Origin of the sequence: Pseudoxanthomonas sp. 3HH-4, from assembly GCF_006716465.1 — a bacterium.
GTDB lineage: Bacteria > Pseudomonadota > Gammaproteobacteria > Xanthomonadales > Xanthomonadaceae > Pseudoxanthomonas_A.
This window is the reverse complement of sequence record NZ_VFPB01000001.1, coordinates 971012-986857: the sequence shown is the minus strand read 5'-3', so window position 1 is coordinate 986857 and position 15846 is coordinate 971012. Positions and strand designations below refer to the sequence as shown.

Sequence of the window (15846 nt, the reverse complement as noted above, 5' to 3'; positions counted from 1 at the left end):
CTCCGCCGCCAGGCCATGTCCACCTCCTCCGCATGGCGCTTCCGCCCCGTGCTGAAGTGGCTGCACCTGTGGCTGGGACTGTCCGTGGGCCTGGTGTTCGCTATTGTGTCGTTGACCGGCACGGTACTGGCGTTCCAATCCGAACTGCTGCTGGCTGCGCATCCCGAACTGGATCGCGAACGGCTCCCGCCGCTCGCGCTCCAGGGTCACGCGTTGGCGCGGATCGTGGCAGGGGCGGAGGACAGCGGCATCCGTTCCGTCGATCTGCCCTCGCCGCGGCTGCCTGCCTGGCAGGCGTTCGCCGCCAAGGGTGAACGCCACTACTTCGATCCCGCCAATGGCGAGCCGTTGCTGGTGCGCAACACCGGCAACGACGCGGTGATGTGGCTGCGCGACCTACACACGCACCTGCTCGCCGGCGAGGCTGGCGAGCAGGTGCTGGGCGCGTCCGGCGTCGTGGCGCTGTTCCTGCTGTTGTCCGGACTTTACCTGTGGTGGCCGCGCCTGGCCGCGCTGGCGGCGAGCCTGCGCTGGCATGCGGCGCCGCCTGCCCGGCGCTGGCTCAGCTGGCACCGCAGCCTGGGGGTTTTGCTGCTGCCATTGCTGTTGGTGGTGACCTTCACCGGCGTGGCGATGGTGTACAGCCAGCCGTTGCGAAGTGCGCTTCGCTGGACGTTCGGCGACGGGCCCGAGGTCGTGCCGCCATTGCCGATCGAACGGGAGACCACCTCCATCGATTGGCAGGCCGTGCTGCTCACCGCAGCGGATGCGGCCCCGCGTGGCAGCGAACTCCGCCGCATCAGCCTACCCAAGGGCGATGACGCCATGGTGTCGATCCGTTTCCGCGCTCCCGGCGAGTGGCATCCCAACGGCCGCAGCGTTGTCTGGATGGATCCATACCGCGCAAGCGCGGTGCAGGTGCACGATGCGACAGCGCAGGACGCCGGTGCCCGCATCAGCGAGGCGATGTATCCGTTGCATGGCGGCTTCGTGGGCGGGCGTGCATGGCAATGGGCCATCGCCGCCGCAGGCCTGTTGCCCGCGTTCCTCCTGGCGACCGGCTTCCTGTTCTGGCGCGCGCGAAGCCGCAGGCGCTGACCCTCCGGGGCCGGCGGTACAATGCCGCCATGCAAATCGGCCCTTACCGCATCGACCCGCCGGTGATGCTGGCCCCCATGGCCGGCGTCACCGACAAGCCGTTCCGGCTGCTGTGCAAACGGCTGGGTGCGGGCCTGGCGGTGTCGGAAATGACCATCAGCGACCCGCGCTTCTGGAACACGAACAAGTCGCTGCGCCGGATGGACCACGAGGGAGAACCCAGCCCCGTCAGCGTCCAGATCGCCGGCACCGAGCCGCAACAACTGGCCCATGCCGCGCGCTACAACGCCGACCACGGCGCGCAGATCATCGACATCAACATGGGCTGTCCGGCCAAGAAGGTGTGCCATGCCTGGGCAGGCTCGGCGCTGATGCGCGACGAGGCGCTGGTAGGCCGCATCCTGGAGGCCGTGGTGAAAGCCGTGGACGTGCCGGTCACGCTGAAGATCCGCACGGGCTGGGACTGCGACCACCGCAACGGGCCGACCATCGCGCGCATCGCACAGGAGAGCGGCATCGCCTCGCTGGCCGTGCACGGCCGCACGCGCGACCAGCACTACACCGGCATGGCCGAGTACGAGACCATCGCCGCGATCAAGGCCGCGCTGCGTATTCCCGTCGTCGCCAACGGCGACATCGATTCGCCGGCCAAGGCCGCGCAGGTGTTGGCGAAGACCGGCGCCGACGCGGTGATGGTCGGCCGCGCCGCGCAGGGGCGTCCGTGGATCTTCCGCGAGATCGCGCACTTCCTCGCCACCGGCGAACACCTTCCCCCACCGACGCTGCATGAAGTGCGCGACATCCTGCTGGGCCACCTGCAGGCATTGCACGGGTTCTACGGCGAACCACAGGGCGTGCGCATCGCGCGCAAGCACCTGGGCTGGTACGCCAGGGACCGCCCCGAGAACCTCGCATTCCGCGCGGTGGTCAATCGCGCCGAGAGCGCGGACGAGCAGGTTCGGCTGACACGCGACTACTTCGATGCCCTGATCGCCGGCGTCGCGCCGGTGTTGCCTGCCGCCGCCTGAGGAGAGAGTCCATGTCCGAGAACGATGAACGTCCTGCCTACCTTCATGGATTCTCGTCGGTTGAACAGGCGCGCCTGATGAAGCAGGCGCGCCTGCTGGAAAGCACGCTGTTCAACCATGTCGACTACACCGGGGCACGCCGGTTGTTGGAGGTCGGCAGCGGCGTGGGGGCTCAGACCGAGATCCTGTTGCGTCGCTTCCCCGACGTGCACGTGACCTGCGTCGACCTAAACGACGTGCAACTGCAGGCCGCGCGACAGAACCTGGCCACCATGCCCTGGTGTCGCGACCGCTATACCCTGCTGCAGGCGGATGCCAGCCGGCTGCCTTACGGCGCGCGTGAATTCGACGCCGCCTTCCTGTGCTGGATCCTGGAGCACGTGCCGAATCCCGCGCGCGTGCTGAGCGAAGTCCGCCGCGTACTGGCGCCCGGCTCGCCGATCTACATCACCGAAGTGATGAACTCGTCGTTCCTGCTGCATCCGTATTCGCCGAACACGTGGCGCTACTGGATGGCGTTCAACGATTTCCAGTACGACAGCGGCGGCGATCCGTTCATCGGTGCGAAGCTGGGCAACCTGCTGCTCGCCGGCGGCTACCGCGACGTCGCCACCGAGATCAAGACGGTGCACTTCGACAACCGCGAGCCCGCACGGCGCAAGGACATGATCGCGTTCTGGGAAGAACTGCTGTTGTCTGCCGCTGATTCCCTGGTGCAGGCCGACCGGGTGACACAGGATGTGGTGGACGGCATGCGGCGCGAGATGCACGACGTGCAAAATGACCCGGACGCCGTCTTTTTCTATGCCTTCGTGCAGGCGCGCGCAACGGTTTACTGATGAAGATATACGTGCGCTAAACATGACCTGAGTCACGGTGCTTTCCGGCACTGGGGCGCACGGCCACGCAGCGTGAGGATGGGCATGCCGGTTCCCCCGCCGGCCTGCGGAGTACCGCAGCCAACAAGCGGTAATCACCTCCCCTGGAGGCTGTCATGAACGCAAGAACCCCGCTCCTCGTCGCCTTGCTCGCCCTGCCCTTCTCCGTGCAGGCCGGCGACAGCATCAAACAACTTGCCGAGTACACCGGCATGAGCGAACGCAAGGTACAGATGGTGATCGGTCCGCGCACCGCTTTCCCGGAGTATCGCGCCTCCTACCAACGCGCCGCCACCCAGTTCCGCGCAGCCGTGGGCGAAGACAATTTCCGGCGTGCGTTGAACGGCGAGTCATTCGTCCTGGAACGCCGCACCGAAGCCGGCGAACAGCAACGCGTCGCCGTGGACGCGGCGGCGGCGCAACCCGCAGACCCCGTCCGCAAGGAAAGGCACACCGGCTCCTGACAATCTCCTGCCGCAAGGGGCTGACGCGCCGGCTTCCGCGACGCGTCAGCCGATGGCGGACCGCAATGGCTCCGTTGATGGGTGACGGATGCGATGCCACATGGCGGAGACCAACTTCAGCAGCCCTTCCGTGCCCGAGACCGGCGCGGCCCAGGGCTGCTGCACCGGCGTCACCGGAGACCACGCTCCGTCGCGTCGTTCGGCCACTTCGAAGCTGAAGCTGTAGTCCGGCTCCAACCCCATCCGCAGATCCGACAGCACCAAGCGATCCTGCTGCACTCGCGCACGCATGAAGCCGCGGTTGAACCAGGACAGCCGCTGGACCGCCGGAACAGCGTGCGCCTCCGCCAGCGCCTGCACGTTGGACGGATAGCCGCGGAACTGCAGCGGACCATCATCGGCCAGGACGGATCGCTCCGCCTCCACGTAACCCGACGGCGTCATCGCCACCACGCGCCAGAGCAGCGTATTGAACGGCATCGGCACCGAGAAATACGGCGCCCCACCCAGCCCCATGGAAGCGAGCGTCCGCTCAGCCTCGCGATCCACCATGGTCTTGGCCAGCAGCGACCATCCCAGGTACGCACTGCTCAACATCAGGCCGACGGCGAGCGCGCGTTGCGCCGCAGCGCGTTCGCGCAGGAACCACGCCGCGATGCAGGCCACCAGCAACCACACCGTATACAGCGGATCGATGATGAACATGCTGGACCACATCGTCGGCGGCGGCATCAGCGGCCACCACAGTTGCGTGCCGTAGACGGTGAAGGCATCCAGCAACGGATGCGTGATCAGTGCCAGCTGGATCGCCCAGAACCAGCTCACGGGCGCCGCCGCAACGCGTCCGTTGCCGAACCGCTTGAACAGCCACCAGACCAGCCAGCCGAGCAGAGGCAACACGAACAACGAATGGCTGAAGCTGCGATGCACGGTCATCAGCGAAACCGGGTTGTCCGAGAACAACGCGATGGGCAGGCTGTCGAGGTCCGGCAGCGTGCCGAGGGCGGCACCGGCGAGAAGTGCGGCACGGCGTTGGCTGGCGGGGGCGATGGCGGCGGCTACGGCAGCGCCAAGAACGATCTGACTGAGGGAATCCATGCGGCGATCCTAGCAGCCGCCGAAGGGAGTCCTCACGCCGCGCGCGGCACGTCCTGCGGGACCAGGCGCAGTCGCGGCGCGACCTCGGCCAGGACTTTGCCGGTATGCGAGAGCAGGCACAGGGTGCCGTCGGCTTCCTCGCTGAGCGCGGTAAGGCTTTCGACCCAGTCGCCGTCATTCGCGTACAGCAAGCCATCGCGCTGGAACAACGAAGCCCGGTGGATGTGCCCGCAGACGATGCCGTCCAGGCCGCGCCGGCGCGCATCGTCCAATCCTGCCTGCACGAAGCGGGCGATGTAGCGCTCGGCCGCATCGCTCTGTCGCTTCAGGTATTCCGCCAGCGACCAGTAGCGCAGGCCGAATCGGCGACGCACCTGGTTGATCAGCCGGTTGCCGGTCAGGATGCGGTAGTACAGCCAGTCGCCAAACTTTTCCTGCAGGCCACCGAAGTGGGTAATGCCGTCATAGTCGTCACCGTGCGTGACCAGCAAACGGCGGCCGTCAAGCGTGGTGTGGATGGCGCGTCGACGCACCTGCATGATGGGCAGCATCAGGCCGCAGAAGCGGCGGATCGGGCGATCGTGGTTGCCGGGCACGTAGATGAGCTCCGTGCCGTTGCGTGCCAGCGCGTGCAACGCCTCCACCACCCGGTTGTGCGCGGCATCCCAGGAGGCGCGGCGCTGGGCCATCCACCACAGATCGACGATGTCGCCCACCAGATACAGGCGTTTGCAGCGCAGGCCGGCGAGGAAGTCGGCGAACTCCGCAGCATGGCAATGCTTGGAACCGAGGTGCACGTCGGAAACGAAGACCGCGCGCCGCATCGGCGGTGGCGCGGCCAGCGGGCTCATGCCGCCGTCCCCATGGGACGCCACGCGTCGCCGAGGTAACGCTCCCGCTTCTTCGGCCGGATGCGGTGCAGGTCCACTTCTATCAAGCCGTCGATGGAATCGCTGAAGTCGGGATCCACCCCGAACGCGAGGAAGCGCGCACCACCGGGTTCGCACAGTTCGGTGTACTGCTTGTAGAGCATCGGCACGGTCGCTCCCAGCGTGTCGAGGTTGGTCTTCAGCACGCGGAACGCCGTGTCGGCGTCCAGCGCATCGAAGCGGGGGGGCGTGGCGGTGTAGCGGAACGGATGGCGCGAGCGCGCTTCGCCGTTGGGGTCGCCGTAGTAGTGCGCGTAGTACGCGACAATCTGTTCACGCGCGTGCAAAGGCAGCGCCGCGCTCATCGACACCGCGCCGAACAGGTAGCGCACACGCGGATGCCGGCGCAGGTAGGCGCCGATGCCCTGCCACAGGTAGTCGATGCTGCGGCTGCCCCAATATTCTGGCACCACGAAGCTGCGCCCCAGCTCCATGCCGGCGGCCAGGCGCGGCAGCGCGTCGTCGGCGTAGTCGAACAGCGAGGCCGTGTAGAGGCCCTTCAATCCCTGCGCCGCCAGTACCGGCGCACCGCGCGCAATCCGGTAGGCGCCAGCGATCTTCCGCTGCGCTCCATCCCACAGCACGATGTGCTCGTACCACGCATCGAACGCATCCACGTCCATCCGCTTGCCGGTGCCCTCGCCCACGACCCGGAACGTCAGCTCGCGCAAGCGACCGATCTCCCGCAGCAGCGGTGAGCCGCCGGCCAGGCGCCCTACGCAGATGCGTTTTCCGTCGGTCGTTTCGCCCAGCACGTCGAGCGCATCGATGCAGGCTTCCAGCATGTCGGGCGCCAGCGCCTCCGCCAGTGGCTCCGGTGAGTCGCCGGCTTCCGGCGCAGGCAGTGCCATCCCGCCCAGCGCATAGAGCGCTTTGCGGACCCGCAGGATCTGGGAAGCGGCGTCCTCGTCCGCATCCATGCGCAGGAGGTGCCCCACATGCAATTGCAAGCGTCGCTGGTGGCGACGGAACATCTCGCGTGCGAGCAACGCCGTACCCGCCGGTTTGAACAACGCCGATGCGCCGTAAAACAGCGCAGAATTGCGCGCTTCAACCCGGATGGGCAGTACCGGTGCGGCCGTCGTACGGGCGAAGCGGAGGAAGCCCCGGCGCCAGCGGGTATCGCGCACGCCCCGCGGACCCAGTCGCGACACCTCGCCGGCGGGGAATACAATCACGCACTGTTCGGCCTCCAGCGCCTGCTCGACCGCGCGCACGCTGTCCGCGCCCGGCTTGCCCCCAAGGATGCGGACCGGCAGCAGCAGACTGGCCAGCGGCGCGATACCCGTCAGGAAATCGTTGGCGACGATCTTCACGTCGCGCCGCACGCGGCCGACGAGTTGCAGGAGCGCCAATGCGTCCAGCGCACCGGAAGGATGGTTGGCCACGATCAGCAACCGGCCCTGTGCCGGGATGCGCCGCTCTGCGGCGGGATCGACCGTCGGCCTAAGGTTGAGATGGTCGATGGCGGCATCGACGAAGTCGAGTCCGTGCAGGTGACCGTGGTCGGCCAGGAAGGCATAGGCCTGGTCCAGCCGGGACCAGCGGCCCAGGGTGCGCAGCAGTGGCCGGGTCAGCCCGGCGCGACGGCCGCGGAACCAGTGCGGATAGCGTTCGACGATCTGCTGTTCCAGGGGGCGCATGGTCGTGGGCAAAGCCTGGCGGCGGGGTTTCGCCGCGCAGCCTGCGCCTGGCCGGCGACAGCCCGGTTTCCGTTTTCTGGCAGTCCGGTGACAGCGGAGCCGTGATCCCCGCTTAACCCGCGGCAACCCTGAACGACGCAGAATGCACACACCGCCCCCGGCGTGTATCATGCGCGCCCATCTTTTCATCCGAATCAAAGGATATAAGCCTGATGTCCAGCTACCTGTTCACCTCCGAATCGGTCTCCGAAGGCCATCCGGACAAGATCGCCGACCAGATCTCCGACGCCGTGCTGGACGCGATCCTGGCCCAGGACAAGCGCGCGCGCGTGGCCTGCGAGACCCTGGTGAAGACGGGCGCCGCCATCGTGGCCGGCGAAGTCACCACCACTGCGTGGGTCGACATCGAGTCGCTGGCGCGCAAGGTCATCAACGACATCGGCTACGACAATTCGGACGTCGGCTTCGACGGCCACACCTGCGCCATCATCAACATGCTGGGCAAGCAGTCCCCCGACATCAACCAGGGCGTGGACCGCAAGAAGCCGGAAGAACAGGGCGCAGGCGACCAGGGCCTGATGTTCGGCTATGCCTGCAACGAGGCGCCGGAATTCATGCCCGCCCCGCTGTATTACAGCCACCGCCTGGTGGAACAGCAGGCCAAGGTGCGCAAGAACGGCAAGCTGAAGTGGCTGCGCCCGGACGCCAAGTCGCAGGTCACCCTGCGCTACGACGGCAATAGCATCCTCGGCCTGGACGCCGTCGTGCTCTCCACCCAGCATGACCCGGACATCAAGCAGAAGGACCTGATCGAGGCCGTGCGCGAGAGCATCCTCAAGCCCGTGCTGCCGAAGAAGTGGCTGGACGCGTTGCCGAAGAACAAGGTGCACATCAACCCGACCGGCAAGTTCGTCATCGGTGGCCCGGTGGGCGACTGCGGCCTGACCGGCCGCAAGATCATCGTCGACAGCTACGGCGGCATGGCCCGTCATGGTGGCGGCGCGTTCTCGGGCAAGGATCCGTCGAAGGTCGACCGTTCGGCCGCCTACGCCGCGCGTTACGTGGCCAAGAACATCGTGGCTGCCGGCTTGGCCGACAAGTGCGAAGTGCAGGTCTCCTACGCCATCGGCGTGGCCGAGCCGACCTCCATCTCGGTGACCACCTTCGGCACCGGCAAGGTCGGCGACGACGTCATCGAGAAGCTGATCCGCAAGCACTTCGACCTGCGCCCGTACGGCATCACCCGCATGCTGGACCTGGAGCATCCGATCTACCAGCCGACCGCCAGCTACGGCCACTTCGGCCGCAAGCCTAAGGAAATCAGCTACGTGGACGGCGCCGGCAAGAAGCACACCGCGACCGCCTTCTCCTGGGAGAAGACCGACCGCGCCGACGCGCTGCGCAAGGATGCCAAGCTCAAGTGACGGTCTGGCGCGCCTGCGCACGCAGGCGCCTTTGCCAGACCGTCATCCCCGCGCAGGCGGGGATGCAGTGCCTTGGCTTTTCGCTCTAGTTTCAAGAACGGGCCGCTCATGCGGCCCGTTTTCTTTTCCGGCGACGGGCCCCGCACGCCCTACGCCGGGATCGGTTAGCCTGCGCGCCACACCTTGCGGAGGCCTGCCATGGAATCACTGAAGAGCCACCAGCTCACGATGACCGTGCTGATGACGCCCGACATGGCCAATTTCTCCGGCAAGGTCCACGGCGGCGCGATCCTCAAGCTGCTGGACCAGGTGGCCTACGCTTGCGGCAGCCGGTACGCCGGCAAGTACGTGGTTACCCTGTCGGTCGACCAGGTGATGTTCCGCCAGGCCATCAACGTGGGCGAGCTGGTGACCTTCCTCGCTTCGGTCAACCACACCGGCACCTCGTCGATGGAGATCGGCATCAAGGTGGTAGCCGAGGACATACGCAAGCAGAGCGTGCGCCACGCCAACAGCTGCTTCTTCACCATGGTCGCGGTGGACGAAGAGGGCCGTACCACGCCGGTGCCCCCGCTGGAGCCGACCACGCCGGACGAGATCCGCCGCTTCGCCGCCGCGCGCCTGCGCCGCCAGTTGCGCGAGGAAATGGAACGGCGGCACGCCGAACTGGGCAGCCGGGCGGCGGAAAACGCCTGAACCGCCGTTTCGGCCAGCGCGCGCCGGCTACAATACGCACATGTCCTTGATGCAATTCCAGCGGGTCGACTTCAGTGTCGGCGGGCCGCTTCTCCTCGAACACGTAGACCTTTCCATCGAACCCGGCGAGCGCGTCTGCATCGTCGGCCGCAACGGCATGGGCAAATCCACGCTGATGCGGCTGATGGCCGGCGAACTGAAGCCCGACGATGGTGAGATCCGCGTGCAGAACGGCGTAATCGTCGCGCGCATGGCGCAGGAAGTGCCGCAGGACACGCAGGGCACGGTGTTCGATGTGGTCGCCGAAGGGCTGGGCGACCTGGGCCAGTTGCTGGCGCGCTACCACCATGCGCTCCACGACGGCGACATGGACGCGATGGGCGAGGCGCAGGCACAGATCGAGGCGCAGCACGGGTGGGACCTGGACCTGCGCGTGCAACAGGTGCTGACGCGCCTCGAGTTGCCCGAGGAGACCGACTTTGCCGCCCTTTCCGGCGGCATGAAGCGGCGTGTACTGCTGGCGCAGGCCTTGGTGCGCAACCCCAACATCCTGCTGCTGGACGAACCGACGAACCACCTGGACATCGAGGCGATCGCCTGGCTGGAGGGCTTCCTGAAGTCCTTCGGCGGCAGCATCGTGTTCGTCACCCACGACCGCAGCTTCCTGCGCTCGCTGGCTACCCGCATTATCGAGATCGATCGCGGCCAGCTGACCAGTTGGCCCGGCGACTACGACAACTACCTGCGCCGCCGTGAAGAAAGGCTGCATGCCGAGGCGCAGGAGAACGCACGCTTCGACAAGCTGCTGGCGCAGGAAGAAGTGTGGATCCGGCAGGGCATCAAGGCGCGCCGCACCCGCAACGAAGGCCGCGTCACCGCACTGAAGGCGATGCGCCGCGAGCGCGCGCAACGGCGCGATTTGTCCGGCAACGTCAGGATGGAAGCCGCGGCGGCGCAGTCGTCGGGCAAGAAGGTCATCGAGGCGAAGGGCATCACCCAGGCCTACGACGGACGCGTGCTGCTGGACGACGTGTCGGCGACGATCATGCGCGGCGACCGTGTCGGCATCGTCGGTCCCAATGGCGCCGGCAAGTCGACGCTGTTGAAGATCCTGCTGGGCGAACTCGCGCCGCAGCACGGCGAGGTGAAGCTCGGCACCGGCCTGCAGATCGCCTACTTCGACCAGCACCGCAGCCAGTTGGACGACACGCGCACCACGCTGGAGAACGTGGCCGAGGGCAGCGATTTCGTCGAGATAAACGGCAGCCGCAAGCACGTCATCGGCTACCTGCAGGACTTCCTGTTCTCGCCCGAGCGCGCCCGCGCGCCGATCACCCGGCTGTCCGGCGGCGAGCGCAACCGCCTGCTGCTGGCCAAGCTGTTCGCGCAGCCCTCCAACCTGCTGGTGATGGACGAACCGACCAACGACCTGGACGTGGAAACGCTGGAACTGCTGGAAGAGCTGCTACTGGACTACAAGGGCACGCTGCTGCTGGTAAGCCACGACCGCGACTTCCTCGACAACGTGGTCACCAGCACGCTGGTGCTGGAGGGCGAAGGCCAATTGGGCGACTATGTCGGCGGCTATTCGGATTGGCTGAGACAGCGCCGCACGCCTGCCGCGACCTCCGCCTCGCCCGCCAAACCGACGCTCTCGCATCAACCCGAGCCGGTCGCCGCCAAGCGCAAGCTCGGTTTCAAGGAAGCCCGCGAACTCGAACAGTTGCCCGCGCGCATCGAAATCCTGGAGGCCGAAGTGGCCATGCGCACCCAGGCGATGAACGACCCTGCGTACTACCTGCAATCCCCTGCCGACCTGCAGCGCGCGAACGACGAGCTCGCCGCGAAACAGGCGGACCTGGACCACGCCTACCAGCGCTGGTCGGAGCTGGATGGGTGAGCAGTGGCATCACTGTAGGAGCGACGTCAGTCGCGACCGCATGCGTTGACTGCCGACATACATCAATACACGCGCCGAACCAAGCGCCATAGCTCTTCTGCGCTTCAATCCATTGCAACCGGATAGCGTGCGGTCGCGACTCACGTCGCTCCTACAGAAGACGGCAGCCGCACCTCATCCCGTATTCTGCACACCCTGCGAGACGCCGTTGATGCTGGCCACCAGTGCATGCAGCAGCGCCTCGTCCTCGCGATCACTGGCGCGCCAGCGCTTCAGCAAGTCGGCCTGCATCACGCTGATCGGGTCGATGTAGGGATTGCGCAAGCGGATCGACAGCGCGAGCCGCTGATCGTGCTGCAGCAACCATTCATTGCCGTTGAGCGTCAGCACCCAGTGCAGCACCGATGCGTGCTCGCGCTGTATCTGCGGGAAGAATGCATCGTGCAACTCGCCGGCCATCTTCGAGTACATCTCGGCGATGCTCAGGTCGCCCTTCGCCAGCACCATCGAAACGTCGTCCAGGAAGGTCTTGAAGAACGGCCAGTCGCGCGCCATCTCGCGCAGCGCGTCTTCGCCGTAGGCATCCGCGGCCGCCTGCAGACCGGCGCCCACGCCGTACCATCCGGGGATCACCGCGCGCGCCTGGCTCCAGGCGAACACCCACGGAATCGCGCGCAGGTTACCGAGTGCCGCGTCCTGCCCCAGGCGTCGCGAGGGACGCGAGCCCAGCGTCATCCGCTCGATCACGTCGATCGGCGTGGCGCTGCGGAAATAGTCCATGAAGCGCGGCGACTGCACGAACGCGCGGTAGGCCTGCGTGCTCTCGCTCGCGACCAGCGCCATGATCTCGCGCCAGTGCGCTTCGCGCGGCTCCGGCGGACGCGGGCGCAGGCTGGACAGCAACACGGCGCCGACGGACTGTTCAAGCGAACGCAATGCCAGCGCACGGATGCCGTACTTGCGATGGATCACTTCGCCCTGCTCGGTCACGCGCAGGCGACCATCGACACTGCCGCGCGGCGCCGCTTCCAGCGCGCGCGAGGTCTTGCCGCCCCCGCGGATGATGGAGCCGCCGCGACCATGGAAGAAGGTCAGCTTGATGCCGAGTTCCTGCGCAGCGTCGACAAGGTCCACTTGCGCCCGCTGCAATCCCCAGCGCGAGGCGGCGATGCCGCCGTCCTTGCCGCTGTCGGAGTAGCCCAGCATCACCATCTGCACGTTGTCGCGCGCGGCGAGGTGGGCGCGGTAGACGGGGTCGGCGAGCAGGTCGCGCAGCACGTCGGTGCCGTGCCCGAGGTCGTCGATGGTTTCGAACAACGGCGCGATATCGAGCGGCACCTGACCTGCATCGTCGACCAGCCCGCCCCGTCGCGCCAGCGCCAGCACGGTCAGCACGTCGGCACGGCTGTGCGCCATGCTGATGATGTAGGTGCCTAGCGCGTCGGTGCCATGGCGCGTGCGCGCATCGGCCAGTGCACGAAAAACTGCATCGAGGCGCTCGTTGCCCTCTTCGCTGCTGGCCGGCAGTTCCGCGTCGCCGTTGGCGTAGGGACCCAGCAAGGCCGCGCGATCGACGCTGTCGCGGTTCTCCCAGTCCGCGTCGCCCAGGGCCGCAGCCACGGCACCTGCATGCACGCTGGACTCCTGGCGCACATCCAACCGTGCGAGATGGAAGCCGAACGTGCGCACACGCCACGCCAACCGGCGCACGGCGAACCAGCCGGCATGGATGCCGCGATTGGCCTCCAGGCTGTGCAGGATCAGGTCGATGTCATGCGCCAGCTCCTCAGGCGAGACATAGCCTTCCGGCCGACCTTCCAGCGTCGCCTGCAGGCGCGCGCGCATCAGGTCGTTGAGCAGGCGGTAGGGCATGTCGCCATGGCGCGGGCGCGACTTCTTCACTGCCTCCGGCATCAGCGCGCGATAGGCCTCCACGCGCTCGGTCACATCGCGCGATACTCCGATCACGGAGCTGGACTGGCTGAGCAGCGTGGTGAGCTGACGCAGCTCCTTCAGATAGCGCGTCAGAATGGCGCGTCGTTGCGCATCCAGCGTCGCGGTAATCGTGCTGGCATCGACGTTGGGGTTGCCGTCCATGTCACCGCCGACCCAGGTACCGAAACGCAACACCCGAGGCAGGTGCGCGGTGATCTGCGGCGCAGCGCCGTAGACTTCGGTGATCGCGTTTTCCAGCGTTTCATACAGTACCGGGATGACACGGTAGAGCACTTCGATCAAGTAGAAGCCGACATGCTCGCGCTCGTCCTCGACTCCCGGCCGGACAGGCGAAGAATCAGCTGTCTGCCAGGCCGAGGTCAGCGCCATGCGGAAACGCGCGGTGTCGGTAGCCAGTTCGCCCGGCGTACGCGTACCGTCCAGCCCGTTGATCAGGCTGGCCACCATCAACTGCTCCTTTTCCAGCAGCGCCCGACGCACGGCTTCGGTCGGGTGCGCGGTGAACACCGGCTCCACGTCGATGCGCGGCAGCCAGTCGGCCAGCTCTTCCAGCGTCACCCCCTGCGCCTTCAGCTTGGACAGCGTGTCATGCAGACCATCGGGCTGCGGCCGCGCACTGCCTGCGCGCTGATAGTCACGGCGACGGCGGATGCGATGGACGCGCTCTGCGATGTTCACCACCTGGAAATAGGTGCTGAAGGCGCGGATCAACGATTCCGCCTGCTCGGGCGGCTGGCCATCCAGGAGCCCGGCCAGTGATTGCGGCGGCTCGCCGGCCTGTCGGCGCGCGATGGCGGTGGTGCGCACGCGTTCCACATCGGCCAGGAAATCGGACGACACCTGTTCGGCCAGCATGTCGCCGACCAGCGCGCCCAGTCGGCGCACGTCTTCACGCAAGGGGACATCGGGTGGAGCGAATTCGAGACTGCGGGGGCTGTTCATGCGTGGCGCGTGGATCCCGTCGTTCGTTTGGCTTGTATTGGTATTGCCAGGAAGGGCAATTGGTCTGCTGCAAGGCAACAATCCAAGCCTACCCGATCAGGCAAATCCGTGCGCCATCGTTTCATCCGGAACAAGCGATATAATGGCCGCCCTTCGCCGAGGGGCGCTGCGACCGTGACCAAGGGAGTCCGGCCAGGCTCGGCGGAATGAACCTGCAACGGCGCCCGGATAACCTGCGACCCTGATCGCACAGACCGGAGCAATGCCATGAACGCAGTACGCAAGTTTTCGACCGAGGGCGACTACAAGGTCGCCGACATTTCCCTGGCCGATTGGGGCCGCAAGGAACTCGACATCGCCGAGCACGAGATGCCCGGCCTGATGTCGATCCGCCGCAAGCACGCCGCCACCAAGCCGCTGAACGGCGTGCGCGTGACCGGCTCGCTGCACATGACGATCCAGACCGCCGTGCTGATCGAGACACTGAAGGACATCGGCGCCGACGTGCGTTGGGCCTCGTGCAACATCTTCTCGACGCAGGACCACGCCGCCGCAGCGATCGCCGCCACCGGCACGCCGGTGTTCGCCTGGAAGGGCGAGACGCTGGAGGAATATTGGGACTGCACGCTCGACGCGCTGACCTTCACCCTGCCCGACGGCACCCAGACCGGTCCGGAACTGGTGGTGGACGACGGCGGCGACGTTACCCTGCTGATCCACAAGGGCTATGAACTCGAAAACGGCAGCGACTGGGTCAACACCGCCTCGGGCAACCACGAAGAGCAGGTGATCAAGGACCTGCTGAAGCGCGTCGCCAAGGAGCGTCCGGGTTACTGGACCCGCGTGGTCAAGGACTGGAAGGGCGTTTCCGAAGAGACCACCACCGGCGTGCACCGCCTCTACCAGATCGCCGAACAAGGCAAGCTGCTGGTGCCGGCGATCAACGTCAACGACTCGGTCACCAAGTCCAAGTTCGACAACCTGTACGGCTGCCGCGAGTCGCTGGCCGATGGCCTGAAGCGCGCGATGGACGTGATGCTGGCCGGCAAGCTCGCCGTGGTCTGCGGCTATGGCGACGTGGGCAAGGGCTCGGCGCACTCGCTGCGCGCCTACGGCGCCCGCGTCATCGTCACCGAGATCGACCCGATCTGCGCGCTGCAGGCGGCGATGGAAGGCTTCGAGGTCAACACCGTCGAAGACAGCCTGGGCCTGGCCGACATCTATGTCACCACGACCGGCAACAAGGACATCATCACCCTCGAGCACATGAAGGCGATGAAGGACCAGGCCATCGTCTGCAACATCGGCCACTTCGACAACGAGATCCAGGTCGACGCGCTGTACGCCTCGGACGCCAAGCGCATCAACATCAAGCCGCAGGTGGACAAGTTCGTGTTTCCGAACGGCAACGCGATCTTCCTGCTGGCCGAAGGCCGCCTGGTGAACCTGGGCTGCGCCACCGGCCACCCGAGCTTCGTCATGTCGAACTCCTTCGCCAACCAGACGCTGGCGCAGATCGACCTGTGGGCGAACAAGGACGTGTACGAAAAGACCGTCTATCGCCTGCCGAAGCAGCTCGACGAGGAAGTCGCGCGCCTGCACCTGGAGAAGATCGGCGTGAAGCTGACCACGCTCACCAAGGACCAGGCCGACTACCTCGGCGTGGCGGTCGAAGGCCCGTACAAGCCGGACCACTACCGCTACTGATCGCGGCGGCGGTTTCGCTGCACTACCGGAACGGGCGCCCCAGGGCGCCCGTTCTGCATTGCGTGACGGAATGCGCTTTACCG

Annotated in this window: 12 protein-coding genes and 1 riboswitch; of the genes, 8 read left to right on the top strand and 4 right to left on the bottom strand. The window is 66.6% G+C overall.

The genetic code is table 11. The features are described 5' to 3' along the window. Positions 1–15: 15 nt before the first annotated feature. The 4 genes from FB548_RS04400 to FB548_RS04385 all read left to right on the top strand — a co-directional run bounded on the left by FB548_RS04400 (position 16) and on the right by FB548_RS04385 (position 3468). Positions 16–1098 (top strand): PepSY-associated TM helix domain-containing protein, encoded by a 1083-nt coding sequence (locus tag FB548_RS04400; RefSeq protein WP_255470303.1) that lies wholly within the window; start codon positions 16–18, stop codon positions 1096–1098. Between the two features lie 29 nt (positions 1099–1127). Next, positions 1128–2126, top strand: coding sequence for a tRNA dihydrouridine synthase DusB (dusB, locus tag FB548_RS04395; protein ID WP_142123503.1), 999 nt, complete (start codon positions 1128–1130; stop codon positions 2124–2126). 11 nt (positions 2127–2137) lie between these two features. Then, positions 2138–2965 carry a class I SAM-dependent methyltransferase gene (locus FB548_RS04390; RefSeq protein ID WP_142123502.1) on the top strand — a complete coding sequence of 276 codons (828 nt, stop codon included), beginning with the start codon at positions 2138–2140 and terminating at the stop codon, positions 2963–2965. A gap of 155 nt (positions 2966–3120) precedes the next feature. Beyond that, the gene (locus FB548_RS04385; RefSeq protein WP_142123501.1) at positions 3121–3468 is read left to right on the top strand and encodes a hypothetical protein; all 348 of its coding nucleotides are present in this window, start codon (positions 3121–3123) and stop codon (positions 3466–3468) included. Between the two features lie 45 nt (positions 3469–3513). Here the strand turns inward: FB548_RS04385 and FB548_RS04380 are convergent, their stop codons facing one another. From FB548_RS04380 to FB548_RS04370, 3 genes are read right to left on the bottom strand one after another with little or no spacing between them, the layout of a single operon-like run. Then, the gene (locus FB548_RS04380) at positions 3514–4566 is read right to left on the bottom strand and encodes a metal-dependent hydrolase (protein ID WP_142123500.1); all 1053 of its coding nucleotides are present in this window, start codon (positions 4564–4566) and stop codon (positions 3514–3516) included. Between the two features lie 32 nt (positions 4567–4598). After that, on the bottom strand, positions 4599–5417 hold the full coding sequence (locus FB548_RS04375; protein WP_142123499.1) for a UDP-2,3-diacylglucosamine diphosphatase: 819 nt from the start codon (positions 5415–5417) through the stop codon (positions 4599–4601). Next, a complete protein-coding gene (locus FB548_RS04370) occupies positions 5414–7138 on the bottom strand; it encodes a lysophospholipid acyltransferase family protein (RefSeq protein WP_142123498.1) in 1725 nt (574 codons plus the stop codon). The genes FB548_RS04375 and FB548_RS04370 overlap by 4 nt, the downstream gene beginning before the upstream one ends. A 212-nt stretch (positions 7139–7350) precedes the next feature. Between FB548_RS04370 and metK the strand changes: the two genes are divergently transcribed. From metK to FB548_RS04355, 3 genes are all read left to right on the top strand, one after another. Next, positions 7351–8562, top strand: a complete 1212-nt coding sequence (gene metK / locus FB548_RS04365) for a methionine adenosyltransferase (RefSeq protein WP_142123497.1) — start codon at positions 7351–7353, stop codon at positions 8560–8562. Between the two features lie 198 nt (positions 8563–8760). Then, a complete protein-coding gene (locus FB548_RS04360) occupies positions 8761–9258 on the top strand; it encodes an acyl-CoA thioesterase (protein ID WP_142123496.1) in 498 nt (165 codons plus the stop codon). A 40-nt stretch (positions 9259–9298) separates the two neighbouring features. Then, positions 9299–11158 (top strand): ATP-binding cassette domain-containing protein, encoded by a 1860-nt coding sequence (locus FB548_RS04355; RefSeq protein WP_142123495.1) that lies wholly within the window; start codon positions 9299–9301, stop codon positions 11156–11158. 174 nt (positions 11159–11332) lie between these two features. Here the strand turns inward: FB548_RS04355 and ppc are convergent, their stop codons facing one another. Beyond that, on the bottom strand, positions 11333–14056 hold the full coding sequence (gene ppc / locus FB548_RS04350; RefSeq protein WP_142123494.1) for a phosphoenolpyruvate carboxylase: 2724 nt from the start codon (positions 14054–14056) through the stop codon (positions 11333–11335). 152 nt (positions 14057–14208) lie between these two features. Continuing rightward, positions 14209–14289: riboswitch (S-adenosyl-L-homocysteine riboswitch) on the top strand. A 34-nt stretch (positions 14290–14323) separates the two neighbouring features. On the opposite strand from ppc, the gene ahcY reads away from it, so the two are divergent. Further along, on the top strand, positions 14324–15763 hold the full coding sequence (ahcY, locus tag FB548_RS04345) for an adenosylhomocysteinase (RefSeq protein ID WP_142123493.1): 1440 nt from the start codon (positions 14324–14326) through the stop codon (positions 15761–15763). Positions 15764–15846: the final 83 nt, after the last annotated feature.

Bases quoted from the DNA above. Each gene is read 5' to 3' on its own strand.
- FB548_RS04400 (WP_255470303.1), top strand. From the start codon at position 16: ATGTCCACCTCCTCCGCATGGCGCTTCCGCCCCGTGCTGAAGTGGCTG.
- dusB (WP_142123503.1), top strand. From the start codon at position 1,128: ATGCAAATCGGCCCTTACCGCATCGACCCGCCGGTGATGCTGGCCCCC.
- FB548_RS04390 (WP_142123502.1), top strand. From the start codon at position 2,138: ATGTCCGAGAACGATGAACGTCCTGCCTACCTTCATGGATTCTCGTCG.
- FB548_RS04385 (WP_142123501.1), top strand. From the start codon at position 3,121: ATGAACGCAAGAACCCCGCTCCTCGTCGCCTTGCTCGCCCTGCCCTTC.
- FB548_RS04380 (WP_142123500.1), bottom strand. From the start codon at position 4,566: ATGGATTCCCTCAGTCAGATCGTTCTTGGCGCTGCCGTAGCCGCCGCC.
- FB548_RS04375 (WP_142123499.1), bottom strand. From the start codon at position 5,417: ATGAGCCCGCTGGCCGCGCCACCGCCGATGCGGCGCGCGGTCTTCGTT.
- FB548_RS04370 (WP_142123498.1), bottom strand. From the start codon at position 7,138: ATGCGCCCCCTGGAACAGCAGATCGTCGAACGCTATCCGCACTGGTTC.
- metK (WP_142123497.1), top strand. From the start codon at position 7,351: ATGTCCAGCTACCTGTTCACCTCCGAATCGGTCTCCGAAGGCCATCCG.
- FB548_RS04360 (WP_142123496.1), top strand. From the start codon at position 8,761: ATGGAATCACTGAAGAGCCACCAGCTCACGATGACCGTGCTGATGACG.
- FB548_RS04355 (WP_142123495.1), top strand. From the start codon at position 9,299: ATGTCCTTGATGCAATTCCAGCGGGTCGACTTCAGTGTCGGCGGGCCG.
- ppc (WP_142123494.1), bottom strand. From the start codon at position 14,056: ATGAACAGCCCCCGCAGTCTCGAATTCGCTCCACCCGATGTCCCCTTG.
- ahcY (WP_142123493.1), top strand. From the start codon at position 14,324: ATGAACGCAGTACGCAAGTTTTCGACCGAGGGCGACTACAAGGTCGCC.